We start from the raw sequence: 23,174 nt of genomic DNA, 5'->3' as shown, positions 1-23,174 counted from the left end.
TTGCGCGTCAGTCGCGCGAGAGGCGCTTGCGCAGGGCCAGCGCGTAGATGACGAGCGCAGTCGCGGCGAAGAAGAACCACTGCATTGCGTAAGAGAAGTGGTTGTTGGGAATACCCGAAGGATCGGGAATCTCGTTCGCCTCCAGCCCCCCCAACGGCGGATCGGCCACGAGGCGGGGGCCCGGCGCAATCACGCCGCGCACGTCGCCGCCCTGCCAGGCCGTCGCCGCATTGGGCTGTTCGGACCACCCCAGGACCACGAGCGCCTTGCCTCCGCCGGGCAGCGCGCAATCGGCGGTCTGGCCCATGCCGGGTTTCCCTTCGGCATTCCGACCGGCAATGCTGCTGTGTCCGCGCACGGCCGAACAGGTTAGGTGGGCACGGCGATAGAGCAGCTCCTCGCCCACACCCTTCGATGTCCATTCCACTTCGCGCGAGATGTCGCGCGCCGCCGCGTAGTGGCTGAGCAGCCCTTCCTTCCACTTGAGGCGCTGCAATTGCCAGAATCCGAGCGCGACCATGATGGCGACGGCCACCAGCACCAGCATTGTGGAAAAAACGGGTATACGGCGCATCAGTCGTCCTTGAGGCGCCCTTCGCCGGCGCGGCGGCGATACTCGGCAATCAGCAGCCAGGCCTTGGCGATTCGCAGGCCGGCAATCACCATCACCGTCGTCAGCGGCACCCACAGCACGGCGTGGACCCAGAACGGCGGTTCGAAGGAGAGCTGAACCCAGATCGCCAGAATCGCGATCACGGCGCCAATGATGAGCGTCAGGAAAGCAGCCGGGCCGTCGCCCACGTTGAACTGCGTGTAGTCGAGGCTGCACGCGCGGCAGCGCGGCGCGAACTTGGCGATGCCGTCGAACAGGGTCTTTGCGCCGCAACGGGGGCAAAGACCGAAAAGGGCAGCCGAAGCGGTGTCCGGCTGCCCTTCGGGTTTTGAGTTATCCTCGGACGACATCAGTGCGTCGGGTAGCCCCAGCCACCCCAGATGTAGACTGCCACGAAGAGGAACAGCCACACGACGTCGACGAAGTGCCAGTACCAGGCCGAAGCTTCGAAGCCGAAGTGCTGGCGCGGCGTGAAGTCGCCCTTGTAGGAGCGCACGAGGCACACGATCAGCATGATGGTGCCGACGATCACGTGGAAGCCGTGGAAGCCGGTCGCCATGTAGAAGGCCGAGCTGTAGGTGTTGCCACCGAAGCCGAACGGCGCGTGCAGGTACTCGTAGGCCTGGATCGAGGTGAACAGCAGGCCGAGCAGCACGGTCGCCCACAGGCCCTTCTTCAGGCCTTCGCGGTCGCCGTGGATCAGCGAGTGGTGCGCCCAGGTGACGGTGGTGCCCGAGCACAGCAGGATCAGCGTGTTGAGCAGCGGCAGGGCGAAGGGATCCATGACCGCTTCGATCGCCTTGGGCGGCCACTGTCCACCGACGACTTCAGCGATGTCGGACGGGAACAGCGAGAAGTCAAAGAACGCCCAGAACCAGCCGACGAAGAACATCACTTCCGAAGCGATGAACAGGATCATGCCGTAGCGCTGGTGAAGCTGCACCACCGGAGTGTGATCGCCCGCGTGCGCTTCCTTAACGATCTTGGAGAACCACATGAACATCGATGCCAGCAGGATCGCCATGCCCAGCCACGGCACGAAGTGGCCGCCCGGCATTTCGTGCATAAACAGCACCATGCCGGATGTGAACGTGAAGGCGCCGATGGTGGTTGCCAGCGGTGCGATATCCGGCGGAAGGATATGGTAATCGTGGTGCTTGGTACCGGCCATGCTGCCTTCTTCCCCGTTATTCGAAACTGTATCTTGCCTGCGGCTCCCCCACGGTGCCGCGAATGGTTTCCCGAGGGCCCTTAACCGCCCGTGTTGTTCTGGTCCAGTGTCTTTGCATCGCCCACCGACGTAAGATGAAAGGTATAGCTCAGGGTAATCTCTGCCACATCCTTGTTGTCGGGATCATCCAGGATCGCCGGATCGATGTAGTAGAGCACCGGCATACGCACTTCCTCGCCGGGTTGCAGCGTCTGCTCGGTGAAGCAGAAGCACTGGATCTTGTTGAAATACTTGGCCGCCTGCTCGGGCTCGACATTGAAGCTGGCAGTGCCGGTGATCGGCTTGTCCGAATCGTTCTTCGCCCAGAACAGCGCCATGTCGCGCACGCCGATCGAGACGCTGTCCTTCACCTGCAGCGGCTTGAACTCCCAGGGCATGTCGCGCGCGGTGTTGGCATCGAAACGCACCGACATCATCCGGCCGCTATCCACGACGGACGCGGCCTGCGCCGCATCGACGCGCTTCGTCGTGCCGCCGTAGCCGGTCACCTGGCAGAAGATGCGATAGAGCGGCACAGAGGCATAGCCGAGGCCGAGCATACCGAGCGCCAGCGACAGGGCCACGAGCGCGACCTTGCGATTGCTCTGCTTGGCCCGTTCCGCTGCATTGCTCGCCTGCGCCATCGCGTTCACCCCATCTTGGCGAGCGAGATGAAGAAAACGAGGATCACGAATGCGGCCAGGCTGAGGGCCAGCACGCGATTGCGGCTCTTGCGGATCTGCTCGATCGAGCGCTGGTCATGTTCAGGGTCTTGCATGGCGTTTCCTTACAGGACCACGAAGCGATCGACCACCAGCGCCGCGAACAGCGCGAAGAGATAGATCACCGAATAGGCGAAAAGCTGCTTTTCCGGCTTCATCGCATCGTCGGGCCCGGTACGCTCACGGACGGCGACGCGCAGCGACAGCGCGAGAAACAGCCCCGAGAGCACGATGGCCGAAACGCCATACACCGCGCCGGTTCCGCCGATCCACCAGGGCACCACACTGAGCGGCAGCAGCAGGACGGCGTAGATCAGGATCTGGCGGCGCGTGGACTTTTCGCCCGCCACGACCGGCATCATCGGAATGCCCACCTTGGCGTAGTCGCTCTTCACGAAGAGCGCGAGCGCCCAGAAGTGCGGGGGCGTCCAGAAGAAGATGATGGCGAAGAGCACGACCGGCATCAGCGAGATCTGGCCGGTCGCCGCGACCCAGCCGATCAGCGGCGGGAACGCGCCGGCGCCGCCACCGATGACGATGTTCTGCGGCGTGCGCGGCTTGAGCCAGATCGTATAGACGACGGCATAATAGATGATCGAGATGGCCAGGATCGCCGCAGCGAGCCAGCCGATCGCGAAGCCCATGAGAAAGACGGAGGCCGCACAGAGCACACCGGCGAAATCGCGCGCGGTCGTGCGGTCGAGACGGCCCTGCGGCAGCGGGCGCTTCGACGTGCGCTTCATGCCCGCGTCGAGATCGGCCTCCCACCACTGGTTCAGCGCGGCGGCGCCGCCGGCACCCATGGCAATGCACAGGATCGCGGTGAAGGCGAGAACCGGGTGAATACGCTCCGGCGCGGCGATCAGGCCGCACAGGCCGGTGAAGATCACCAGACTCATCACCCGCGGCTTGGTCAGCGCGAACAGGTCGCGCCAGTCGGCCGGGAGCGAAGAAGAGGTGGAAGCGGGAATCGTGGGTGTCATGGTGTCGGGCTCATACACCGGAATGGCCTGTCATGGCGAGAAGCCCATACGGAGAAGCAATCCAGTGCGCTCGAAAGGCCCTGGATTGCTTCTTTGGGCTCGTCACGACGAGCGCATCCGGATCAGTGGTGAGCCGTTTCCTCGATCACGGGAAGCGTCTCGAACTGGTGGTACGGCGGCGGGCTGGTGAGCGTCCACTCGAGCGTCGTCGCACCTTCGCCCCAGTAGTTGTCCTCCGCCTTACGGCCGGCGACGAATGCGTAGATGATGTTGAGGAACCAGATGCCGAGGCTGGCGGCCATGATCATGTAGCCGACGGTCGCGAAGTGGTTCCAGTAGGCATAGGCCTCTGCGTAGTCCGGATAACGACGCGGCATGCCCTGCAGCCCGAGGAAGTGCATCGGGAAGAAGATCATGTTAACGCCCACGAAGAACACCCAGAAGTGGACATGCGCCAGCAACTCGGAGTGCATCTTGCCGCTCATCTTCGGGAACCAGTAGTAGAACCCGGCGAAGAGCGCGGTGACCGCACCCAGCGACAGCACGTAGTGGAAGTGGGCAACGACGTAGTAGGTGTCGTGCATCACGTCGTCGACGCCGCCGTTCGCCAGCACGACGCCGGTTACGCCGCCCACGGTGAAGAGGAAGATGAAGCCGATCGCCCAGATCATCGGCGACTTGAACTCGATCGAGCCGCCCCACATCGTCGCGATCCACGAGAAGATCTTGATGCCCGTCGGAACCGCGATGACCATGGTGGCCGCGGTGAAGTACATCTTGGTGTTCACCGACAGGCCGGTCGAATACATGTGGTGGGCCCACACGATGAAGCCGACGACGCCGATGGCGACCATGGCGTAGGCCATGCCGAGGTAGCCGAAGACCGGCTTCTTCGAGAAGGTCGAGATGATCTGCGAGATGATGCCGAAGCCGGGCAGGATCATGATGTACACTTCGGGGTGGCCGAAGAACCAGAACAGGTGCTGGTACAGGACCGGATCACCGCCGCCCGCAGGATCGAAGAAGGTGGTGCCGAAGTTGCGGTCGGTCAGCAGCATGGTGATCGCGGCGGCGAGAACCGGCAGCGAGAGCAGCAGCAGGAATGCGGTGACCAGCACCGACCACACGAACAGCGGCATCTTGTGCATGGTCATGCCAGGCGCGCGCATGTTGAAGATGGTGGTGATGAAGTTGATGGCGCCCATGATCGAGCCGGCACCGGCAAGGTGCAGCGCGAAGATGCCGAAGTCGACGGCAGGGCCGGGCGAGCCGGTGGTCGAGAGCGGCGCGTAGACGGTCCAGCCGGTGCCGGCGCCCATGCCGGTGCCGCCCGGCACGAAGGCCGAAAGCATCAACGAGCAGAAACCGGCGACAGTCAGCCAGAACGAGATGTTGTTCATGCGCGGGAAGGCCATGTCCGGCGCACCGATCATGATCGGCACGAACCAGTTGCCGAAACCGCCGATGATCGCGGGCATGACCATGAAGAACACCATGATCAGGCCGTGAGCCGTGATCAGCACGTTCCACATGTGCAGCGTGGCGTTGAAGTTCGACGGATCGTCGCCCACCAGCTTCGAGAAGAAGCCGAGGTACTGGATGCCCGGCTCCATGAGCTCGGCGCGCATGATACCCGAGACCGCACCACCGATGACCCCCGCGAGAATCGCGAAGATCAGGTACATCGTACCGATGTCCTTATGGTTGGTCGACATGAACCAGCGCGCGAAGAACGCCGGCTTGTGATCGTGATCGTGCCCGTGGTCTTCCGCGTGGCCCTGGAACTGTTCAGCGGTGGTTGCCATTTTCTGGTGACCCTGTCCTTGAATACGCGCTTATTCGGCTTCGGCGGCAGCAGGCGCTGCGGATGCGTCGGCGGCGGGAGCCGCACCGGCGGGCTCTTCGCCCGGCAGGTAGTCGGTTTCGCTGCCTGCCGCGGCGTTGGGATTGTCGATCTTGGCGCCGGGGTGCGTCATGACCCATGCATCGTACTTGTCGCGCGGCAGCGCTTCGACGGCGATCGGCATGTAGCCGTGCTTCGCGCCGCACAGCTCGGAGCACTGACCGTAGTAAACACCCGGCTTTTCGATCAGCAGCACCTTTTCGTTGATGCGGCCCGGCACGGCGTCGAGCTTGAACCACAGCGAGGGCACGGCGAACGAGTGGATGACGTCGGACGCGGTGATCTGCAGGCGAATCGGCTCGCCGGCGGGAACGACCATGCGGTTGTCGACCTCGAGGTGGGACGGACCGTCCCAGGGCTCGGAACCGACCTTGCGGATACCGTTGTTGATGGTGGGGCCGGTGACCGGGTTCAGCATGTTCGACACGACTTCGAAGTCGCCGTTGTCGGGGTAGCCATAGGTCCAGAACCACTGGTTGCCGGTAACCTTGATGGTCAGCGCGCCCTTGGGAGCGGGCTTGTACTGCTTGGCGATGAGATCGATCGAGGGAACCGCGATGCCGATCAGGATCAGCACGGGAACCAGCGTCCAGATCACTTCGATCAGGGTGTTGTGGCTCGTCTTCGATGCGACCGGATTGCTCCGGCGGTTATAGCGCACGGCAACCACGATCAGCAGCAGCAGCACGAGAATGCAGATCAGGGTGATGATCGGCATCAGCACGCCATTGTGGATCCAGGCGCCGTATTCGCCGATCTTGGAATACTGCTGCTGCAGGCCGATGCCCTCTGCAACCGGCATGCCGACGCCGGGCGTCGGCGTCATCGGTGTGTAGCCACCGGCGGCAGCGGCAGTTTCAGCAGCTGCGGGCGCGGAAGCGGTATCCTGAGCGAATGCCGGCGTTGCCGCGACGGCGATAACACTGGCGAGAGAAAGACCGAGAGCCCTGGCGGACTGGCTGACGGTGCTGGCGTATGTGCCCGATTTCATCGTCTTTACGCTTCCGTTTTCCTTAACACGCGCAACCGAGTCGCCCCGCTTGCACGCACCCCTGATGCGGAGGCGAAAGCCCCCCTTCCGCGGGGGCCTATACGCGCGCTTGCCGCGTGTCTCAAGCGCCTCTAGGGGAATTTTTGAACGAAGGTGCGTCAAACCTGCGCCGGATCAATGCAAATTAGACCAGGGGTAACGTCCGAAATGACCGAACAAGAGGTCCTCGCCGAGTTCCGTTCCAGCAAGGCCTTGCTTGAAGGGCACTTCCTTCTTTCATCGGGCCGGCACTCGGCCCACTACCTGCAATGTGCACGGGTTCTGATGAACCCCGATCGTGCCGCGCGCCTTGCCGTGGCGCTGGCTGCAACACTGCCGCACGACATCCGCAGGCAGATCGACAAGGTCGTCTCGCCGGCCATGGGCGGCGTGATCATCGGCCAGGAAATGGGCCGCGCGCTGCAGGTCGATGCGATGTTCGTCGAGCGCCCGACCGGCACGTTCGAACTGCGCCGCGGCTTCGCCCTGGAACCGGGAGACAAGGTCCTGCTGGTCGAGGACGTGATTACCACCGGCAAGTCTTCCCGCGAGGCGATGAAGGCCATCGAGGCTGCCGGCGGCAAGGTCATCGCCGCCGCCTCGCTCGTCGATCGCTCGGCAGGCACGGTCGATCTCGGCGTGCCTTATTTCCCGCTGGTGGCAATCAACTTCCCGACTTACGCCCCGGACGAACTGCCGCCCGAACTGGCGGAAACACCGGCAATCAAGCCCGGCAGCCGCGCCGAAACCTGATGCTCGGGAAAACTGCATGAACGTTCTCAACCCCGGCCGCCTGCGCCTCGGCGTGAACATTGATCACGTCGCGACGATCCGCAATGCGCGCGGCGGCGAGCATCCCGATCCGGCACGCGCCGCCGAAATCGTCGCGCAGGCGGGTGGCGACGGCATTACCGTGCACTTGCGCGAAGACCGCCGCCACATCCGCGACGACGATCTCGAGCGCGTCCAGTCGGCGACGGGCCTGCCGCTCAATCTTGAGATGGCCGCGACCGACGAGATGCTGGCAATCGCGCTGCGCCACAAACCGCACGCCGCCTGCATCGTGCCGGAAAAGCGCGAGGAACGGACGACCGAGGGCGGGCTCGACGCCGCCGGATTGCACAACCAGCTTGCGCCGATCGTGACCCGGCTGACCGAGGCCGGCATCCGCGTCAGCCTCTTCATCGCGCCCGAAGCCCGCCAGATCGAGGCGGCGATGCAACTGGGGGCGCCGGTCGTCGAGCTGCATACCGGCGAATATGCCCACGCAACCGGCGCCGATGTCGCGGTCGAACTGAAGCGGATCGCAGACATGGCTGCACTCGCCGCCAAGAACGGCATCGAGCCCCATGCCGGACACGGCCTGACCTACGAAAACGTCCAGCCTATCGCGGCCATCCCGCAACTCGCGGAACTCAACATTGGCCACTACCTGATCGGCGAGGCGATCTTCTGCGGCCTCGAAGCCAGCGTGAAGAAGATGCGCATGCTGATGGACGAAGTGCGGTGACAACAGAAGCGGGAATGGTTTCACGCGAAGGCGCAGAGACGCGGAGACAAAGACATCTTCGCGCAAAGGCGCAAAGGGGCGAAGAATGCCCGTTATCGGCGAAGCCGCTTACCATTTTTGCCGCCGTTTCTGGCGATGGCTTGAGAATGAGAGAAGGGGCCTGCGGCGCAAGGAGACTTCTTCGCGCCTTTGCGCCTTTGCGCGCACCACGATCCTCCTTTCTCCGCGTCTCCGCGGCTCCGCGTGAATTAATCCACGCAATCACCCTTATTCGCCGCGCGAGAGGGATCGCATGATTATCGGGATGGGCTCTGACCTGTGCAACATCGAGCGGATCCAGAACTCGCTCGAACGCTTCGGCGAACGCTTCGAAAATCGCGTCTTCACCGAGATCGAGCGCGCCAAGGCGGGCCGGCGCCCCTTCACCAAGGCGGGCACGCTGGCCAAGCGCTTTGCCGCCAAGGAGGCTTTTTCCAAGGCCGTGGGCACCGGCTTCAAGGCCGGCGTCTTCATGAAGGACATCGGTGTCGTCAACGCGAAGTCCGGGGCGCCGACGCTGGCACTGACGGGCGGAGCGAAGTTGCGCCTTGATTCGATGACACCCGAAGGTCATGAGGCGGTGGTTCACCTTACGCTCACAGACGATCATCCATGGGCGCAGGCCTTCGTCGTCATCGAAGCTCGTCCGCTCACTGCCGAATAGGATCCGAGTTGCCCCCCGCCATGTCCGAAACCGCCCCTTCCGTTTCCCAACCGAAGGACAAGGCCCGGGAAGGCCCGCAGCGAGAGAAGATCAACTGGTGGCACGAATTGCGCGGGCTCGCGTTGATGCTGGTGGGAGTGCTGGCGTTCCATTCGTTCATCGCCAAGCCGTTCTACATTCCCTCGATCTCGATGATGCCCAGCCTGCTGGTGGGCGACCGGCTGGTCGTCTCCAAGTACCCCTATGGCTGGAACTGGTCCTCGCTGAGCTTCCACCTGCTCCCGCGCAGCACGTGGCGCGTGCTGGGCAGCACGCCGCAATATGGCGACATCGTCATCGTCGTGCCGCGCAACCGCAAGGAAGACCTGATCAAACGCGTCGTCGCGCTGCCGGGGGACCGCATCGCCGTGATCGATGGGCGCATCCGCCTCAACGGCAAGTTCATCAAGCGCGAGGTCGAACCGCCGGTCGAGATTTCCGCCGACGATTCGTTGCAGTGCGACGGCCAGTCGCCCGGCCATTGCTACGACGGCTTCGGGATGTACCGCTCGCGCCTGCCAAGCGGACGCGAGGTCTATGACCTGCCGACGTTCCGCGAGACGCTGCCCAACGGCGCGACCTATCGGGTCATCGACTATCTGAACCAGCCGCTCGACAACTATCCGGAGACCGTCGTGCCCAAGGGTCACGTCTTCCTGATGGGCGACGACCGCGACCGCTCTGCCGACAGCCGCGCACCGTTCGAGACCGATTTCCTCGGCCATCCCGGCGGCGGTCTGGGCGGGCCCGTTCCGCTTTCCGACATCGGCGGACGCGCGGAATTCATCACCTTCTCGCTCGACGGCACCCAGACCTGGAACCCGCTGACCTGGTGGAGCGCGCTGCGCGACGGCCGCGCCTTCAAGAGCCTGCGTCCGCAGATCGATCCGGCGGTCGCCGGGGCCTACGAAGCGAAGCAGGCGGCAGCCGGGAAATAGGGCTGGGGTTAAAGCCCGCCCAAGCGCGCGCTTGACCCCGGCGCCTGCCCGCGCGACAGGCACCGGCCATGGCTCGCAAGTTCCTCTACATCATCGCCGTCCTGCTGGTGCTCTACATCCTCGTCCGGCTGGTGCTGACGTTCTACGCCGAAGACCTGACGGAAATGGCCTTCGTGCCCGATGGCCCTTTCCACGCGCGCCCGGCGCTTGCGGACAATGCCTACGACGATCCCGGGATGTGGATCGCGCGGCCAGACATGGCGAAGCAGGACAATCCCGCGCAGTGGCTGCCCTCCGGCTTCACGGCACAGGTACGGCCCACGCAAGCCACCGTTTTCTTCGTCCACCCGACGAGCTACATCGAAAAGGGTGACTGGAACGCCGATCTGGATGACGCCACCTCGCGCGAGCGTGCGGACGTCTTCGTCAAGGCCATGGCAAGCCCGTTCAACGGCACCGGCGCGATCTGGGCGCCGCGTTATCGCCAGGCCGCCATCGGCGCGTTCCTCACCGACAAGCCGCAGGCGAACGAGGCCATCGACCTTGCCTACCGCGACGTTCTCGACGCTTTCGATGCGTTTGTGGCGCAAGCGCCCGAAGACCGGCCCATCGTGCTTGCCGGGCATAGCCAGGGCGCGTTCCTTCTGCGGCGCCTGCTGCGCGACCGGATTGCCCGAACCCCGCTGGCAGACCGCATCGCCGCAGCCTACGTCATCGGCTGGCCGGTTTCGATCGAACACGATCTGCCCGAAATGGGTCTGCCCGCCTGCGTCCGGGCCGACCAGCCGGGATGCGTCGCCAGCTGGCTGAGCGTTGCCGATCCCGCCGATACGTCGATGCTCACGCAGGCCTATGGCCGCCGCAAGGGGCTCGACGGGCAGGCCGTTGGGGGCAGCGCCTTCCTGTGCTTCAATCCGCTGACGGGCGCTCTCGATAGCGCTGCCGACGCTGGCGCCAACACCGGCACGCTCGTGCCCAACTTCGAACGCAGCACCGGCGAACTCGTCGCGCAGGAGGTCCCCGCGGCCTGCGGCCCCGACCACTTCCTCCACATCGGCCCGCCGCCCAAGCTGGACCTCGACGCTTTCGTTCTGCCGGGCAATAACTATCACGTCTATGACATGACCCTGTTCTGGGCCAATCTGAGGGCCGACTACGAAAGGCGCACCGCGGCATGGCTGAAAGCGCACTGATCACCACCAGCGCGCTCGATTTCCGCGATGCGCTACCCGATGCCGGGGCGCTGCTCGGGCTCGATCTCGGCACCCAGACCATCGGCACCGCCTTCTGCGATGCCGGCTGGCGCTTCGCCTCGCCCGGCAAGACGATGAAGCGCGGCAAGTTCGGCGCCGACAAGGCCGCGCTCGAAGCGCTGATCCGCGAACGCTCGGCCAAGGGTGTCGTCATCGGCCTGCCGCTTAACATGGATGGCTCGGAAGGCCCCCGCGCCCAGTCGAGCCGCGCCTATGCCCGCAACCTCTCCGTGCTGGGCCTGCCGATCCTGCTGTGGGACGAGCGCTGGTCCACCACCGGCGCCGAACGCGGCCTCATCGAACAGGACATGAGCCGCGCCAAACGCGCCACCCGCATCGATTCCGCCGCCGCCGCCGTGATCCTGCAAGGCGCTATCGATGCGCTGGTTGGGGGGATGTTCTAAGCTCGGACGGATGTTTTCCGGGTCGTGATAGTCCGCTTCCGCCGCGGGTGCAGAAGCGTTTCGACTACCAAAATGTCGGGGGTTAGCGACTATCTACTGCCCTTGCGACGCAAGGTCCAAGGCTTGTTTGTATTCACTCAGAGCCACTGCCTTTTGAAGGCGGTACCTCCGCAGCAGCAGGCCGATCCCAATGACAGGTATGCTGGCAAACAAACTCAGCACCCAAAAGAGCGCAACACCACTCCACTCCAATAAGCCCCGTGTTTCTGCCCAAACTAAGTAGGCCAACATGGCGAAATCTACAAAAGCTGTGGGGACGAAACATAACAGTTCCGCGACGCGGGAAGGAACGATGGGTGGGCGAAAGCTCATTTTTGGAAAAATGATACGACCGAAAGGCGATCTGACAACGCCAAGCTGCATAGCGGCCGCTATGTCGGCAGCTGCGGAACGGCAGCTTTTCGTAGAAGGATCTGAATAGCCGCCATCTGATGGCTATTAGACTTGACCGGCACGCGCCACCCGTGCCTACCCCTTTCGCAGCTTCGCCACGGCTGCAACGGCCCGGCTTCCCGCCGCCTCCGCCTCGCTCCAGATCGCATCGCGGCCTTCGCGGTCGGGCGCTGCGCCGGCAAGCGCGCGCCATGCGGTGAGGCGCATGCGGTCGCTGGGGTGGCGTTTGCCGAAGTGGCGAGCCAGTTCGCCCGCCTCCTCGCTCCCCAGCGCCACCGCGACACGCAGGAAAGTCTCGCTCGGCCCATGTCCGGCAACGCTGGCAATGCGAAAGCCGCCGACACTGCCTTCTATCGGCACGAATGTGTTCTGGTCGGTCCACCCCTGCGCGCCATGGGCATGCGAAAGCGTGAGGCTTACCGAAAGCGCGTCGGGCGGGTGCTGGCAATGCACGTCGCGCCGGGCGCGGTAGTGGACGAGCCGTCCCGGCTTCAGCCGTGAACGGCCGACGGGGCGCAGCATGACCGCGGCGTCGAGATGGCTTTCGCTGCGCTCGATATCGAATTCATAGTCGTCGATCCGGCAGCCCGGACCGAAATAGCCAAGCGTCAGAAAATCGTAGTTGTGGTTGTGCACCACGCCGTAGCCGAGCGCTCTCGGCCCACTGGCCCGCAGCACATGCTCGCTGGCCGAGGGCAGGATCTCCGCGCCTATCGCGAAATTGCCCTGCCGGGGCCGCGCCAGGAGCATGCTGTTCGGGCCCCAGCCGCGAAAGGCGGGCCCATCGCCGCCGCCGCTTCTCCCGGCGAGCAGGTCGACAAGGGCGTCGCCAAGGAAATGCGCGTCGTTGCCCAGCCGCTGCAACCAGTTGGCCGCGTGCGAGACGCTCTCCTCCTCGTATGGATCGAAGCCCCAGGTGGTGAGCGCCTCGATGCACTCTTCGAGCGAGGCCGGTGTCGGATCTCGGGTCGGGATTACTCTCGCCACGACGCCGCCTTCGCAAGATCCGGCCAGGATTCGAGAAGCGAGGCGTGCAGCGACGCCACCGGGCGCGCGAGGGGATCTTCCGGGTCGCTCGAAAGCCGCGCCAGCAGATCGAGACCGGCGGCCGTGTCGAGCGTCAGGACCTCGCGCAGCGCGTGCCAGCGCAAGCTCTGCGACGCGCCCTTGTCCGACTGTCCGAGTGCGATGGCGGCCATCGGCCCGACAGCATCCTTGCGCGCCATGCGGGCAAGCAACGAGGTTGCCAGCTCGAGCCGCGTATCGTGCGGATGGGCAGCGGACTGGTGGACGAGAGCGCCGTCGGGAAGGCTGTATTCCCTGGCAGGTTCCGGCTCGGCGAACTGGCGCTGGAGGCGCAGCAGCACGAGGCTTCCGCGCACGCTGCGCATCTGGAAGGCCTCGCGGGGGCCATAGCGATAGAACGCCGTACCGGGCTGCAGGTCGATCGCCCCCGTTTGCAGGACCTCGCGCGTGCCCTGCCCTTCGCGGCGAAGTACGAGATCTGCCGTTCCGGTGCCGGACAGCACGTAGATCCAGGTTTCCTGCGGCGCGAACCGGGCGGTCTTGGGCGCAGGCAAGGCATCGAGCGCGGCCCCTTCATAGGCTGCGAGCGCCAGACTGGCCCGCGCCGCATCGGCCAGCAGGAGCACGGGAACAGCATCGCGCCGCCCGTGGGACAAAGGGATCTGCCCGAGCGGATTGTCCCGCAAGCAACTCAGCCCAGCCGAGACGAAGCTCTCCACGAAGCGAGGGGCATGCTCTCCGTCTGCAGTAAACAGGTTCGCCAGCGGCTGGCACAGATCGAGCGCAGCCCCTTCTCCGAACAGCTTCATCGCCTCCAGAACCGGCGCAATCTCCGGCAAGGCGCGCCAGTCGGCCAGACGCCGGGCCAGCGCCGCCTGTCCGCGCTCCCAGCTTTCCTCGTCCTGACGCGCACCGGCCGGTGCACCTTGTATCGGCATGATTGTCCCGTCAGTCCGAAACCGCAAACGGGAGGAGGTAAAGCATCAGTTCGGCGTGATTGTCGTCCTCGGCATCGATGCGAGAGGAATCGGCGAAACTGCCGAAAGCGCCCGTCAGCATGTCCAGATCCGGTAACGCAGCATGATCGATTCGAGGAAGAATCAGGTCTTCCCGCTCGGACATTTTCATGCCCCCGCCCCCCTTTGCTTTGATGGTTTCGTGCTTCAACGGAGAAATTGCCGCATCGAGCGGCAGGGCTTTAATTAAAAGATTGAAATTGAGGCCCGAAATACCGTCAGGTTGTCTTTGGCTTGCTTCGCAACACAACGATGAGGCCCTGTCCCGCCGGAACTGGCCCGGGCGCCACTGCAACGCGGCTTGCATCGGCCCGTGCCCTGTCCAGTATCTGCACCGGCACGCCGGCTTCAAAGGCGACGACGTCTGCCGATCCCATCAGCCGGGCCTCACGCAGCGTCAGGTCCTCGGGATCCGCGCTGCGCAAAACGATCTCGACAACGCCTGCCGGCAGCGGTTCGGCTCCTGAAAGCCATTGCTCCACCCTGCCCTCGGCAGCCTCGCTCAATACATCGAGTTCGCCGCCGATCCCCAGCGCGGCGTCGAGCGCGCGGCGGCGCTCACCGGCGTCGGGGAAGCGTGCGCGCAAGGCGCTTCGGGCCTTGCCCAGCGCGCTTGCCAGCGCACCGAGCGACTGCGGCAGGATCTGTTCGAGCCGCAAGCGCAACTGCTTGGCGAGCCCGGCCGAAGCACCGCCGGTTCCAATGGCCACCAGCACCGGCGAGCGGTCGAGGATCGAGGGCACGGTGAAATCGCACAAGGCCGGCCTGTCGGTAGCGTTGACGAGCAGACCGGCACACCGCGCCCGGATCGCATCGGCTTCCGCCGCGGTATCGGCTTCGTGCGCGATGAAGGCGAGCCGGGCGCCCTTGTCGATGCCTTCCTGCAGATCCTCGACAACCAGTCCGCCCGCGCGCTCGACCAGACGGCGCTTGGCCTCCGCAGCCTCCCCCACGCCCAGAACCACAACGGGCTGGCCGGCAATGCAATGGAATAACGGCAAGGTCTCGATCATCGGCGGACGGTAGCGCGGGAACGCGCTGCCCCCAAGCCCCTCGCATAATGTCCGCCTGCACCTTTTACCTGGTGCCGATCGATGACAACGCGCGATTCATCGACGGGTCCCGCCGATTTCCGGCAACTCATCTGCGCCCCCGGCGTTTTACGGGTGTACCCAAACCCGATTCCGGAGATTGTACATGACCGGAAAGATGATGCTTGTCGCATGTGCCGCCGCTTTGGGGCTGACAACCCCTGCGGCCGCCCAGCGAACCGCCGCTCCCGCTACGGCCAGCGCCATGGCCCACCCCGATGTCGTCACCGTGCGCAATATCACGCGCGTGGAACTGACACCCGGCCTGCCCATCGTCGATGATAGCGGAACCCTGATCGGCACTGTCGAAAGACGGGCTGGCAACACCATCGTAATCAGCGACGGAAAGACCCGCTACAAGGTCCCGATCACGCAGCTCTACGCCTTCCGGAGAGGCGCAGCCGACCAATTCGCCAGCCGCCTGCCGAAAGCCGTGCTCGAACCCGTTCCTTAGCCCGATCCCGGTCGGGCTCCCGCAACCTTGGAAAGGAGAGTGAGTCATGGCCGATCCGGCAGCTACCGGCCCCGCAAAATGGCTCTGGATTGTCGTGATCCTGCTGCTGCTCGTCGTTCTCGGGGTCTGGCTGATGAAGCCATCGGGAGATGGCAACGATGTCGTGGTCGCCACGCAGCCGGCGGCACAGTCAACCGAATGGGCCGAAGAACCGGCCGCCCCCAAGGTTCCGGTGGAGTTGCCGACCTCACAGTAGACGGAACAAAGCGCGCCGGCGCGATGATCGAAGCCTCGTGCCCAGTCCAGCGCCGCAGTAGTGCTTGCGGCCTTCCTTCTGCTTGGGCATCCTTGCCCAAAGCCATAGGGGGGAGATCCGGCCATGCCTGCTACCAATCAGACACTCGTTCTGGTACCGATGCTGATAGTCGTCGCGCTGACGTTCATCGCCTTCATCAAGATGGCTGCGGCGCGTGCCGCAGCGGTGAAGGGAGGCCAGGATCCCGCGTTCTACCGCGCCCACCTCGGCACACCCGAACCGGAAATGGCCACAGCCGCCGCGCGCCACTGGGACAACCTGTTCGAACTGCCCACGTTGTTCTACGCGGGCTGCATTACCGCTTTCGTGCTCGGTTCAGTGGGCACGTGGACGCTGGTCTTTGCCTGGGGATTTGCGATTTGCCGCTTCGTCCAGAGCGCGGTGCACATGACATCCAACAGCCCCGGCCCGCGCGGACTGGCATTCAGCCTCGGCGTCGTGTTCATGCTGGCGCTGTGGATCAACCTGGGAATCGCGATCTTCGCGGCGGTGTAGCGGTCGCAAAACAGCGGCCGTCCATGGCTTCGACCGCTTCCTTGGCTTCCTTCAGGCCCATACCGGTGGCATCGCGCATGAGCTTGATCGCCTCGATCTTGCGCCCGTCCGCCACGGCAGTTTCAATTTCCGTACGGATCGCGGGCCCAAGATCGGCGTAGTTTCGCATGGGCCGACCAGCGCCGGCGCGGATATCCACGCTACCGCGCCCGGCGATCCAGCCGAGCACGAATGCGGCAATCGCGCCCATGACGACCAGTGCCCAGCTGACGCTCATCATGCGCCCATCTTCCTTGCCTTGAGCCCCCGGATCTGTGCCAGGTCGCCTTTCAGGACATCCAGCGCGTCCTGTTCTTCACGGCTGAGTTCTTTCGGATCGAGATGCCGGATCAGCACTTCCACGGCATCGCCGATATGGCCGATCTGCCGGCCATAGCTGCCGACCTCATCGAGAATGGCGCGTTCGACTTCCGGGTGACGGGTCTGGCCTATGTTCACGTTGATGAGGCCGACGGGCCCGGTATCCACGTTCCAGGTCCAGGGGTTGATCGCCTGCCACAGCCGCTCGGGCACGAGCTGGAAATCGAACGGTCGCGCAATCGACTCAGAAGACATGCAAACGCTCCCGCACGAGCTTCGCAAGCATACTTCGATACAGCAACGTCAAAGGCAGGAAGCGCGTCTGCATATCATCCCAACTCGTCCCCCAAGAGGAAACGATACAGCCGGCAACGGTATACCGGGTTGCAGCCCGCCGAACCGCCGCCCCTGGGGGGGGTTAGGGGCGACGGCCGGCACAGCGTGGGGCCGCACCGTGGACGGGCGTCATTTCGGGGCGGAAGAGAGCAGCCTTCAAAGCCGCTGCTTTCCGCCAGCCATCCTGTTCAATCTACAGATGCAGCAGGTACCCAAATAATGTGCGAATACAAGTTAAAAACGCAGTTATTCTTAATACTATCGATTGCGATTAACATTTTTCATCGGGATGGTGCAATTAATAGCCATATTGTGGAAATATTTCTTACATTGAAGAAAGGGTTAGTCTTGTTGTATAACAGCCTTCACTTTGTTTTTATGCATTCATTACAAAAAGTAATGTACATAACAGAGCGCCCCCTGCATCAGCAGGAGATCACTATCGCACATAATCGAAGCAGACGGCTAAAACCGCAGCTTCCGAAATGGATCAGATGGTCCAGGAGCCCGGATTCGGCATGGGTGCATGCTTCTGGGCATTGATAAGGCACAGCACGCTGCGCACGATCACCAGGATCGCTGTCGCCGCAAGCAGCAGAAAGCCGATCAGCACGATCATCAGCAGCACCCCGGCGATCGACCCGATGAGGCCGATCCAGAACGTGTTGATCAGATACTGATAGTGCGATTCTTCCCAGGCGGCCTTCGGTTCGCTCCGCCACACGAAAGCAAGCACGACACCGATGATCCCCGTCACCCCCACGACGAAGGAGGCGAGATAGAGCAGGCTGATGATGGTCGGGTTGTTGAGTTCGAAACCCGATGCCGGATTCGAGGACTTGCGGTCGAGATCGTCCATGGCCTGCCTCCCTGTCGCCAGAAAGCCGGGATGGTGCCTTCTTTAACCTTTGGGCGCAACCCGGCCGCGACCAAAGATCAGGCCAGGTCCTTCATGCTTTGCGCCATGCGCGTCAGCGCGTCGCGGCGCGGCATCGTGCGCAGCCCTTCGAACATGTCGCGATAGTGCTGGTGTGGCACGAAAGTCGGGCCCTCGCGCAGATTGTCCAGCGTGAGGCGCGCGACGTCTGCGGCCGATTGCAGGTTGGCTGCGCTCGGCATGTTGGCTGTGGCTTCGGACTCTGTCGCACCTGGGCAAAGCGTGAGCACATCGACGCCGGTTCCCTGCAATTCGCCCCAGAGGCCCTCGCCCAGCGAGACGACCAAGGCCTTCGAGGCGGAATAGGCGGTGGAATAGGGGCAGCCGATCAGCCCCTCGACCGAAGCCGTGAACACCAGACCGCCGCGCCCGCGCGCCTTCAGGCGGGGAATGAAGCCATGGGCCAGTTGCATCGGCGCGTGGCAGTTGACCGTCAGCATCTTGGCCATGGCCGAGGCGTCCTTGCTTTCGAATGCGCCCTTGATGTTGAAACCGGCATTGCTGACGACAAGACCGATGTCGCTGCCCTCGGTCTCTTCGAGCAGCCGAGCGGGAGCATCCGGATCGGAGAGATCTGCCCCGATAACGCGTGTCTTCACACCGCACGAACTGAGCAGACGCTGCGCCAGGGCCTCCAGTCGGTCGGTGCGGCGCGCCACCAGCACGAGATCGAAACCGCGCGCCGCCAGTTCCTCGGCAAAAGCGAGGCCGATACCGGAGGACGCGCCCGTCACCAGGGCGATAGGTCCGTATGTCTCGCGGAATTCCTCTGGCTTCACGGCACTCTCCGGCTAGCATTGGGTGTTTGGCAGGGGAGAGAAGACGATGATGCAGCCGATTGTCCAGATGCGTGCGGGGAAGATCGCGGGGACGGCAGGACTATCCGCGCCCGATACGACCCGTTTCCTGGGTATTCCCTATGCCCGCGCAGGCCGTTTCGAGGCGCCGCAGCCGGTCGAGCCGTGGCAGGGTGTGCTTCCGGGCGACCGCTTCGGCAAGCAGTGCCCGCAGCAATATGGCAGCAAGGTCCGGCGCGATGTGCTGGAAAGCGAAATCTATGGCGAGGAGTGCCTCTGCCTCAACGTCTACCGCCCCGAAGTCGAGACGACCGCGCCCTTACCGGTCATGGTCTGGATCCACGGCGGCGCCTTCATGGCGGGCGGCGCCAATTCCTACGACGCCTCGCGGCTCGCCGCTGAAGGCGGGATCATCGTCGTCACCATCAACTACCGGGTCGGCGTGCTGGGTTTCGTCAACTTCGCCGAAGCGCTCGGCATATCCGCGATCCCGTCCAATCTGGGCCTGCGCGACCAGATCGCCGCACTCGAATGGGTGCGCGACAATATCGAGGCTTTCGGCGGCGATCCTTCGCGGGTGACGATCTGCGGCCAGTCGGCAGGCTCGATGTCGATATCGCTGCTGATGCTGAGCCCGGCGGCACGCGGGCTCTTTCATGGCGCGATCATGCAATCCGGCGCCGTCAGCCTGATCCATGATCGCGAGCGCAGCGTACGCGACGCGCGGCGTTTTGCCGAAGTCCTGAAACTCGATCAGGGCAGCCTGAATCGTCTGAAGACCATGGACATTACGGACCTGATGGCGGCGCAAGTCGCCGTGGGAGGCCAGTTGACCAACGCGATACCCGCCGCCCCGTGGTACGATGGCGATGTGCTGCCGGCAACGTTCGAGGAAGCGCTGACTCACGACACTGCCCCCGTTCCGCTCCTCGCCGGATCGACGCGCGACGAAATCCGGCTTTTCGATCTGATGCCCGGAGACATCCTGCCTTCCAAGTGGCCGGATCTGGAAGCCCTGCTGCGCGACCAGCTGGCGCCCGAGCACGCCGAGCGCATCCTGTCTGCCTACCCGCGCAGCAAGAAAGGGCGCATCGCTCTGGGTTCGGACCTGACGTTCGTGATGCCCACGCGCCACTTCGCAGAGCGTCACGCCGCCCGCCAGCCGACCTGGTTCTATCGTTTCGATTATGCCCACCCGATCGCCGGGGCCACGCACGGGCTCGACCTGACGCTGTTCTGGCCTTTCACCGGCCTCAAGATGGCGCTGGCCCGCGGCGGTCCGGACAGCGGCCGCCGTGCCGCTCTGGGCAAACGGATGCGCGCCCATATTGCCAGCTTCGTAAAGCATGGCAATCCGGGTGACAGCTGGCCGCGCTACGAGCCGGATGACCGCAAGGTATGGCTCTACGCGCTCGAAGACGGCATCGCCGCCAACCCCGAAGCGCAGCGCTATGCGGCCTGGGCCGGACGCGACGTCGAGCCCGGCAGGGACAAGTAACGCCTCAGGTCAAGCTGAGAAACAGCCCCGCCAGAGCAGCGCTCATCAGGTTCGAAAGGCTGCCTGCGGCCAGCGCTCGCATGCCGAGCCTGGCGATTATCGGCCGCTGGTTGGGCGCAAGGCCGCCCGTCACCGCCATCTGGATCGCGATCGACGAGAAGTTGGCGAACCCGCACAGCGCGAACGTCACGATGGCGACGGTGCGCGCCGACAAGGTACTGTCCTGCCCCAGTTCGATGAACGAGACGAATTCGTTGAGCACGATCTTTGTACCGAACAGCCCGCCGGCGTGCATCGCCTCGTTCCAGTCGGGCGCGCCGAGCAGAAAGAACACCGGCGCAAAGACATAGCCGAGCAAGGCCTGGAACGTGACGCCTTCGAACCCGAACAGGCCCGCCGCCCAGCCGACGATGCCGTTGGCGAGCGCAATCAGCGCAACGAAGGCAAGCACCATGGCGCCGACCGCCACCGCGAGCTTGACCCCGGTCTGCGCGCCCTGCGAGGCCGCCATGATGATGTTGGCGGGCTCTTCCTCCTCGTGCTCGACCGGCTCGACGTCGTCGACATGCACGCCGGGCTGGTGCGTCACGTCATCGCGGTTGAGCGCGGCGGCAGCCATGCCGGCCGGCGGCGCATAGCCCTCATGCACATTGCTTTCATCGGGATGCGGCCCGCGCGGATCGGGCATGATCATCTTCGCCATGAAGATGCCGCCAGGCGCCGACATGAAGGCCGCCGCGACGAGATAGTCGATGCGGATGCCCATCGAGGCGTAGGCGGCGAGGATCGTGCCTGCCACGCCGGCAAGTCCCACCGTCATCACGCAGAACAGCTGCGAGGGATTGAGGTTTGCCAGGTAAGGCCGGATAACCAGCGGACTTTCGCTTTGCCCGACGAAGATGTTGGAGGCCGCGCACAGGCTTTCGACCTTGCTGATCCCCGTGACCTTTTCCAGCGCACCGCCGATCCAGTGGATCACCAGCGGCATGATGCGCAAATAGTAGAGGATCGAGATCAGCGAGGCGAAGAAGATGATCACCGGCAGCGCCGCGATCGCAAAGCTGGTGCCCCCGATTTCCGGCGAAGCGAGCGGGCCGAACAGGAAATCGACGCCGGCATGGGCATAGCCGAGCAGACTCTCCACACCGGAAGCAGCGCCGCGCAGCACCCGGTTGCCGAAGGGAACATAGAGCACGAGCGCGGCAAAACCTGCCTGCAGCGCAAACGCCGCGCCGACAACGCGCAGGCGGATCGCCTTGCGGTCGGAAGAAAGCAGGAATGCTGCCGTCATGATGAGAGCGATGCCCAGCAGGCTGTAGACGACATGCATCGAGGCGCGGATCTTTCGTGAAATGCGAGGGAGGAATCGGGAGAACCTATCGGCCAGAGCGCGAGACGGCTAGTCCAATTGTCTTCAGGCCGTTAGAGGACGGTCATGGACCACCCCGCCGCTTCCGCGCCCAGCCCGGCGCCTTTCATCTCCCGCTCCCTTTTCGTCTTCTCGCTGCTCTACGGCGGCCTTGTCGTGCTGGCAGGCGTGCTGGGGACCAAGCTCGCGTCTCTGGGCCACTGGCCGTTGCTGGGCGACCTTGCGGTGGAATCGGGGATCTTCGCGTTTCTGCTGCTGGTGGTGCTTTCCAGCGCAGTGGCCGAACTGCACGGCAAGGACACGGCCAACCGGCTGGTACGCTACGGCTTCATCCCGCTCATCGTGTCGATGCTGCTGCTGACCTTCGTCATCCACATGGTGCCTCCCGCACCGTTCTGGGACGATCAGGAAGCCTTCGCCCGCCTGCTGGGCCAAGGCGCGCGCATGCAGTTTGCCGGGCTCGTATCGTACGGCGTTTCGCAGACGCTCAACGTCTATCTCTTCTCCCGCCTCGCCGGCGACAAGCTGGGCCATGAACGCAGCGGCATGCTGCTGGTGCGCGCCTGGATCGCCAGCATGCTCTCGCAAACGATCGACACGGTCCTGTTCATCACGATCTCGTTCGCCGGTCAGGACCTGCCGCTGGTTTCGATCATGGAAGGCCAGATCATTTCCAAACTGGTCCTGTCGACGATCATGGTGCCGCCCTTCATCTGGTTCTTCGTAAAGCTGGGACGCAAGCTGGACGCGTAAGGCTGGGCTTCGACACCCTGCCTTTCACCGGCACGAAAAACCCGGAGCGCACTGCCCCGGGTTTTTCTTTGCGTGCCGAGTCAGGCTTCAGACCATTCCGGCGCCTTCGGGCGTCTTCTTGGGCTTGGGCGTGTATTCGGCGCCCTTGTAACCCGCGCCGTAGTCCAGCGTCCCGAACATCCAGTCGTAGAGCAGCGAGATCGTCGCGAAGTTGCCGCCGGTGAACCGGGCGTGGTGATTGTGGTGCATCACCGACATGGTGTTGAGGTACTTGAAGGGGAAGCGGTCGACCGTCCACAGGTCGTGGTTGTGCAGGTTGATCTGCGAGAAGGCGACCCAGGTGATCACGATCGTCGCAACGTGGAAGTTGCCCATGAAGCGCGACAGCACGAAGATGCAGGCGACATAGAGCCCCAGGCCCATCGCGACCTCGATCGGGTGGATGAAGCTTGAATCCTCGCGGCACGGGTTGTGCTGGCGGTGGTGGACGGCGTGGACCCAGATCAGCGGTCCGCCCAGGAAACCGGCATCGTGAAACAGAAAGCGGTGCACCAGATAGTAGAAGAAGTCATAAACCATCAGGATCACGAAGCAGTCCAGCAGGATCTGCCAGATGGGCTGCGGCTCGGCGGTCAGGGTGAACGGCAGGATGCCTGCGAAGATCACCACCCAGAAGAACAGGCCCCACTTGCGGTTCCAGCGCTGGTTCGCCGCATAGCGCGGGTTTTCCATCTTCTTGCGGTAAGTTTCCGCGTTGAGCTTTCCCGCTTCGCGAACGGTCGGCACCATCCGCAGGGCCAGCTTGCCCAGTACTGTCACGGCCATGATGCCGAGCGCTGTATAGAGCGACAATTGCCACTGGTAACTCGCCAGCAGTCCATCCCAGAATGCACTGTCCATTACCTGATCCTCTCTTATCGAATCCCTTTCCCGATTCGCGTCTTTGCGTCCGAGAACATCGTTCT

At 63.9% G+C, this 23,174-nt stretch carries 29 protein-coding genes; 11 read left to right on the top strand and 18 right to left on the bottom strand.

The window, feature by feature from the left end; all coding sequences use genetic code 11:
• Positions 1 to 7 precede the first annotated feature (7 nt).
• The 8 genes from IEX64_RS14335 to coxB all read right to left on the bottom strand — a co-directional run bounded on the left by IEX64_RS14335 (position 8) and on the right by coxB (position 6,422).
• Complete coding sequence (locus tag IEX64_RS14335; protein WP_188820520.1) at positions 8 to 574, bottom strand: SURF1 family protein; 567 nt, start codon at positions 572 to 574, stop codon at positions 8 to 10.
• The gene (locus IEX64_RS14330) at positions 574 to 963 is read right to left on the bottom strand and encodes a DUF983 domain-containing protein (RefSeq protein WP_188820518.1); all 390 of its coding nucleotides are present in this window, start codon (positions 961 to 963) and stop codon (positions 574 to 576) included. The genes IEX64_RS14335 and IEX64_RS14330 overlap by 1 nt, the downstream gene beginning before the upstream one ends.
• Positions 963 to 1,784 (bottom strand): cytochrome c oxidase subunit 3, encoded by an 822-nt coding sequence (locus tag IEX64_RS14325; protein WP_188820516.1) that lies wholly within the window; start codon positions 1,782 to 1,784, stop codon positions 963 to 965. Before IEX64_RS14325 ends, IEX64_RS14330 begins: the two co-directional genes overlap by 1 nt.
• 80 nt (positions 1,785 to 1,864) lie before the next feature.
• A complete protein-coding gene (locus IEX64_RS14320) occupies positions 1,865 to 2,467 on the bottom strand; it encodes a cytochrome c oxidase assembly protein (RefSeq protein ID WP_188820514.1) in 603 nt (200 codons plus the stop codon).
• A 5-nt stretch (positions 2,468 to 2,472) separates the two neighbouring features.
• Entirely contained in the window at positions 2,473 to 2,601 is a 129-nt protein-coding gene (locus tag IEX64_RS24625) for a cytochrome c oxidase system small membrane protein (protein WP_268238457.1), read from the bottom strand.
• Positions 2,602 to 2,610: 9 nt separating this feature from the next.
• Positions 2,611 to 3,528: a heme o synthase gene (locus tag IEX64_RS14315; RefSeq protein WP_188820512.1), complete on the bottom strand. Its 918-nt coding sequence runs from the start codon at positions 3,526 to 3,528 to the stop codon at positions 2,611 to 2,613.
• Between the two features lie 122 nt (positions 3,529 to 3,650).
• On the bottom strand, positions 3,651 to 5,333 hold the full coding sequence (gene ctaD, locus IEX64_RS14310) for a cytochrome c oxidase subunit I (protein ID WP_188820510.1): 1,683 nt from the start codon (positions 5,331 to 5,333) through the stop codon (positions 3,651 to 3,653).
• A 30-nt stretch (positions 5,334 to 5,363) separates the two neighbouring features.
• Positions 5,364 to 6,422: a cytochrome c oxidase subunit II gene (gene coxB, locus IEX64_RS14305; RefSeq protein ID WP_188820508.1), complete on the bottom strand. Its 1,059-nt coding sequence runs from the start codon at positions 6,420 to 6,422 to the stop codon at positions 5,364 to 5,366.
• A gap of 207 nt (positions 6,423 to 6,629) precedes the next feature.
• On the opposite strand from coxB, the gene pyrE reads away from it, so the two are divergent.
• From pyrE to ruvX, 6 genes are all read left to right on the top strand, one after another.
• Positions 6,630 to 7,214 carry an orotate phosphoribosyltransferase gene (gene pyrE, locus IEX64_RS14300; protein WP_188820506.1) on the top strand — a complete coding sequence of 195 codons (585 nt, stop codon included), beginning with the start codon at positions 6,630 to 6,632 and terminating at the stop codon, positions 7,212 to 7,214.
• A 16-nt stretch (positions 7,215 to 7,230) separates the two neighbouring features.
• Positions 7,231 to 7,971, top strand: a complete 741-nt coding sequence (locus IEX64_RS14295; protein WP_188820504.1) for a pyridoxine 5'-phosphate synthase — start codon at positions 7,231 to 7,233, stop codon at positions 7,969 to 7,971.
• 292 nt (positions 7,972 to 8,263) lie between these two features.
• Positions 8,264 to 8,674, top strand: a complete 411-nt coding sequence (acpS, locus tag IEX64_RS14290) for a holo-ACP synthase (RefSeq protein WP_188820502.1) — start codon at positions 8,264 to 8,266, stop codon at positions 8,672 to 8,674.
• Positions 8,675 to 8,694: 20 nt separating this feature from the next.
• Positions 8,695 to 9,651, top strand: coding sequence for a signal peptidase I (lepB, locus tag IEX64_RS14285; protein ID WP_188820500.1), 957 nt, complete (start codon positions 8,695 to 8,697; stop codon positions 9,649 to 9,651).
• 68 nt (positions 9,652 to 9,719) lie between these two features.
• Complete coding sequence (locus tag IEX64_RS14280) at positions 9,720 to 10,844, top strand: DUF3089 domain-containing protein (protein ID WP_188820498.1); 1,125 nt, start codon at positions 9,720 to 9,722, stop codon at positions 10,842 to 10,844.
• Positions 10,826 to 11,308 (top strand): Holliday junction resolvase RuvX, encoded by a 483-nt coding sequence (gene ruvX / locus IEX64_RS14275; RefSeq protein WP_188820496.1) that lies wholly within the window; start codon positions 10,826 to 10,828, stop codon positions 11,306 to 11,308. Before IEX64_RS14280 ends, ruvX begins: the two co-directional genes overlap by 19 nt.
• 528 nt (positions 11,309 to 11,836) lie before the next feature.
• On the opposite strand, the gene IEX64_RS14270 is transcribed toward ruvX, so the two are convergent.
• From IEX64_RS14270 to IEX64_RS14255, 4 genes are all read right to left on the bottom strand, one after another.
• Positions 11,837 to 12,748 (bottom strand): transposase, encoded by a 912-nt coding sequence (locus IEX64_RS14270; protein ID WP_188820494.1) that lies wholly within the window; start codon positions 12,746 to 12,748, stop codon positions 11,837 to 11,839.
• A complete protein-coding gene (locus IEX64_RS14265; RefSeq protein WP_188820492.1) occupies positions 12,736 to 13,725 on the bottom strand; it encodes a hypothetical protein in 990 nt (329 codons plus the stop codon). The genes IEX64_RS14270 and IEX64_RS14265 overlap by 13 nt, the downstream gene beginning before the upstream one ends.
• 10 nt (positions 13,726 to 13,735) lie before the next feature.
• Positions 13,736 to 13,954, bottom strand: coding sequence for a hypothetical protein (locus IEX64_RS14260; protein ID WP_188820490.1), 219 nt, complete (start codon positions 13,952 to 13,954; stop codon positions 13,736 to 13,738).
• 67 nt (positions 13,955 to 14,021) lie between these two features.
• Positions 14,022 to 14,816, bottom strand: coding sequence for a precorrin-2 dehydrogenase/sirohydrochlorin ferrochelatase family protein (locus tag IEX64_RS14255; RefSeq protein ID WP_188820487.1), 795 nt, complete (start codon positions 14,814 to 14,816; stop codon positions 14,022 to 14,024).
• Positions 14,817 to 15,000: 184 nt separating this feature from the next.
• Here IEX64_RS14255 and IEX64_RS14250 point away from each other — a divergent pair, with 184 nt between their 5' ends.
• The 3 genes from IEX64_RS14250 (at position 15,001) to IEX64_RS14240 (ending at position 16,159) form a co-directional block, all read left to right on the top strand.
• Entirely contained in the window at positions 15,001 to 15,348 is a 348-nt protein-coding gene (locus tag IEX64_RS14250; protein ID WP_188820485.1) for a hypothetical protein, read from the top strand.
• Positions 15,349 to 15,394: 46 nt separating this feature from the next.
• A complete protein-coding gene (locus IEX64_RS14245; RefSeq protein WP_188820483.1) occupies positions 15,395 to 15,604 on the top strand; it encodes a hypothetical protein in 210 nt (69 codons plus the stop codon).
• A gap of 123 nt (positions 15,605 to 15,727) precedes the next feature.
• Positions 15,728 to 16,159 (top strand): MAPEG family protein, encoded by a 432-nt coding sequence (locus IEX64_RS14240; RefSeq protein WP_188820481.1) that lies wholly within the window; start codon positions 15,728 to 15,730, stop codon positions 16,157 to 16,159.
• On the opposite strand, the gene IEX64_RS14235 is transcribed toward IEX64_RS14240, so the two are convergent.
• The 4 genes from IEX64_RS14235 to IEX64_RS14220 form a co-directional block, all read right to left on the bottom strand.
• Positions 16,125 to 16,439, bottom strand: a complete 315-nt coding sequence (locus tag IEX64_RS14235; RefSeq protein ID WP_188820479.1) for a ribosomal protein L7/L12 — start codon at positions 16,437 to 16,439, stop codon at positions 16,125 to 16,127. The two genes, IEX64_RS14240 and IEX64_RS14235, sit on opposite strands and share 35 nt — an antisense overlap.
• Positions 16,436 to 16,774: a hypothetical protein gene (locus IEX64_RS14230; protein ID WP_188820477.1), complete on the bottom strand. Its 339-nt coding sequence runs from the start codon at positions 16,772 to 16,774 to the stop codon at positions 16,436 to 16,438. Before IEX64_RS14230 ends, IEX64_RS14235 begins: the two co-directional genes overlap by 4 nt.
• 571 nt (positions 16,775 to 17,345) lie before the next feature.
• Entirely contained in the window at positions 17,346 to 17,714 is a 369-nt protein-coding gene (locus tag IEX64_RS14225) for a DUF4870 family protein (RefSeq protein ID WP_188820475.1), read from the bottom strand.
• Positions 17,715 to 17,791: 77 nt separating this feature from the next.
• Positions 17,792 to 18,571 carry an SDR family NAD(P)-dependent oxidoreductase gene (locus tag IEX64_RS14220; RefSeq protein WP_188820473.1) on the bottom strand — a complete coding sequence of 260 codons (780 nt, stop codon included), beginning with the start codon at positions 18,569 to 18,571 and terminating at the stop codon, positions 17,792 to 17,794.
• 46 nt (positions 18,572 to 18,617) lie between these two features.
• Here IEX64_RS14220 and IEX64_RS14215 point away from each other — a divergent pair, with 46 nt between their 5' ends.
• Positions 18,618 to 20,087 (top strand): carboxylesterase/lipase family protein, encoded by a 1,470-nt coding sequence (locus IEX64_RS14215; RefSeq protein ID WP_188820471.1) that lies wholly within the window; start codon positions 18,618 to 18,620, stop codon positions 20,085 to 20,087.
• Between the two features lie 4 nt (positions 20,088 to 20,091).
• Here IEX64_RS14215 and IEX64_RS14210 read toward each other — a convergent pair whose 3' ends face one another.
• Positions 20,092 to 21,417, bottom strand: coding sequence for a NupC/NupG family nucleoside CNT transporter (locus tag IEX64_RS14210; protein ID WP_188820469.1), 1,326 nt, complete (start codon positions 21,415 to 21,417; stop codon positions 20,092 to 20,094).
• A gap of 105 nt (positions 21,418 to 21,522) precedes the next feature.
• Between IEX64_RS14210 and IEX64_RS14205 the strand changes: the two genes are divergently transcribed.
• The gene (locus IEX64_RS14205) at positions 21,523 to 22,209 is read left to right on the top strand and encodes a queuosine precursor transporter (RefSeq protein WP_188820467.1); all 687 of its coding nucleotides are present in this window, start codon (positions 21,523 to 21,525) and stop codon (positions 22,207 to 22,209) included.
• 87 nt (positions 22,210 to 22,296) lie between these two features.
• On the opposite strand, the gene IEX64_RS14200 is transcribed toward IEX64_RS14205, so the two are convergent.
• A complete protein-coding gene (locus IEX64_RS14200) occupies positions 22,297 to 23,109 on the bottom strand; it encodes a sterol desaturase family protein (RefSeq protein WP_188820465.1) in 813 nt (270 codons plus the stop codon).
• Between the last annotated feature and the right edge of the window lie 65 nt (positions 23,110 to 23,174).

It is taken from the genome of Novosphingobium indicum (assembly GCF_014645195.1).
Taxonomy (GTDB): domain Bacteria; phylum Pseudomonadota; class Alphaproteobacteria; order Sphingomonadales; family Sphingomonadaceae; genus Novosphingobium; species Novosphingobium indicum.
Note: the sequence above shows the minus strand (reverse complement) of the source record. Positions and strands in the feature narration are given on the sequence as shown.

Coding starts and splice junctions, on each gene's coding strand:
- IEX64_RS14335 (WP_188820520.1), bottom strand. CDS start 574: ATGCGCCGTATACCCGTTTTTTCCACAATGCTGGTGCTGGTGGCCGTC.
- IEX64_RS14330 (WP_188820518.1), bottom strand. CDS start 963: ATGTCGTCCGAGGATAACTCAAAACCCGAAGGGCAGCCGGACACCGCT.
- IEX64_RS14325 (WP_188820516.1), bottom strand. CDS start 1,784: ATGGCCGGTACCAAGCACCACGATTACCATATCCTTCCGCCGGATATC.
- IEX64_RS14320 (WP_188820514.1), bottom strand. CDS start 2,467: ATGGCGCAGGCGAGCAATGCAGCGGAACGGGCCAAGCAGAGCAATCGC.
- IEX64_RS24625 (WP_268238457.1), bottom strand. CDS start 2,601: ATGCAAGACCCTGAACATGACCAGCGCTCGATCGAGCAGATCCGCAAG.
- IEX64_RS14315 (WP_188820512.1), bottom strand. CDS start 3,528: ATGACACCCACGATTCCCGCTTCCACCTCTTCTTCGCTCCCGGCCGAC.
- ctaD (WP_188820510.1), bottom strand. CDS start 5,333: ATGGCAACCACCGCTGAACAGTTCCAGGGCCACGCGGAAGACCACGGG.
- coxB (WP_188820508.1), bottom strand. CDS start 6,422: ATGAAATCGGGCACATACGCCAGCACCGTCAGCCAGTCCGCCAGGGCT.
- pyrE (WP_188820506.1), top strand. CDS start 6,630: ATGACCGAACAAGAGGTCCTCGCCGAGTTCCGTTCCAGCAAGGCCTTG.
- IEX64_RS14295 (WP_188820504.1), top strand. CDS start 7,231: ATGAACGTTCTCAACCCCGGCCGCCTGCGCCTCGGCGTGAACATTGAT.
- acpS (WP_188820502.1), top strand. CDS start 8,264: ATGATTATCGGGATGGGCTCTGACCTGTGCAACATCGAGCGGATCCAG.
- lepB (WP_188820500.1), top strand. CDS start 8,695: ATGTCCGAAACCGCCCCTTCCGTTTCCCAACCGAAGGACAAGGCCCGG.
- IEX64_RS14280 (WP_188820498.1), top strand. CDS start 9,720: ATGGCTCGCAAGTTCCTCTACATCATCGCCGTCCTGCTGGTGCTCTAC.
- ruvX (WP_188820496.1), top strand. CDS start 10,826: ATGGCTGAAAGCGCACTGATCACCACCAGCGCGCTCGATTTCCGCGAT.
- IEX64_RS14265 (WP_188820492.1), bottom strand. CDS start 13,725: ATGCCGATACAAGGTGCACCGGCCGGTGCGCGTCAGGACGAGGAAAGC.
- IEX64_RS14255 (WP_188820487.1), bottom strand. CDS start 14,816: ATGATCGAGACCTTGCCGTTATTCCATTGCATTGCCGGCCAGCCCGTT.
- IEX64_RS14250 (WP_188820485.1), top strand. CDS start 15,001: ATGACCGGAAAGATGATGCTTGTCGCATGTGCCGCCGCTTTGGGGCTG.
- IEX64_RS14245 (WP_188820483.1), top strand. CDS start 15,395: ATGGCCGATCCGGCAGCTACCGGCCCCGCAAAATGGCTCTGGATTGTC.
- IEX64_RS14240 (WP_188820481.1), top strand. CDS start 15,728: ATGCCTGCTACCAATCAGACACTCGTTCTGGTACCGATGCTGATAGTC.
- IEX64_RS14235 (WP_188820479.1), bottom strand. CDS start 16,439: ATGATGAGCGTCAGCTGGGCACTGGTCGTCATGGGCGCGATTGCCGCA.
- IEX64_RS14230 (WP_188820477.1), bottom strand. CDS start 16,774: ATGTCTTCTGAGTCGATTGCGCGACCGTTCGATTTCCAGCTCGTGCCC.
- IEX64_RS14225 (WP_188820475.1), bottom strand. CDS start 17,714: ATGGACGATCTCGACCGCAAGTCCTCGAATCCGGCATCGGGTTTCGAA.
- IEX64_RS14215 (WP_188820471.1), top strand. CDS start 18,618: ATGATGCAGCCGATTGTCCAGATGCGTGCGGGGAAGATCGCGGGGACG.
- IEX64_RS14210 (WP_188820469.1), bottom strand. CDS start 21,417: ATGCATGTCGTCTACAGCCTGCTGGGCATCGCTCTCATCATGACGGCA.
- IEX64_RS14205 (WP_188820467.1), top strand. CDS start 21,523: ATGGACCACCCCGCCGCTTCCGCGCCCAGCCCGGCGCCTTTCATCTCC.
- IEX64_RS14200 (WP_188820465.1), bottom strand. CDS start 23,109: ATGGACAGTGCATTCTGGGATGGACTGCTGGCGAGTTACCAGTGGCAA.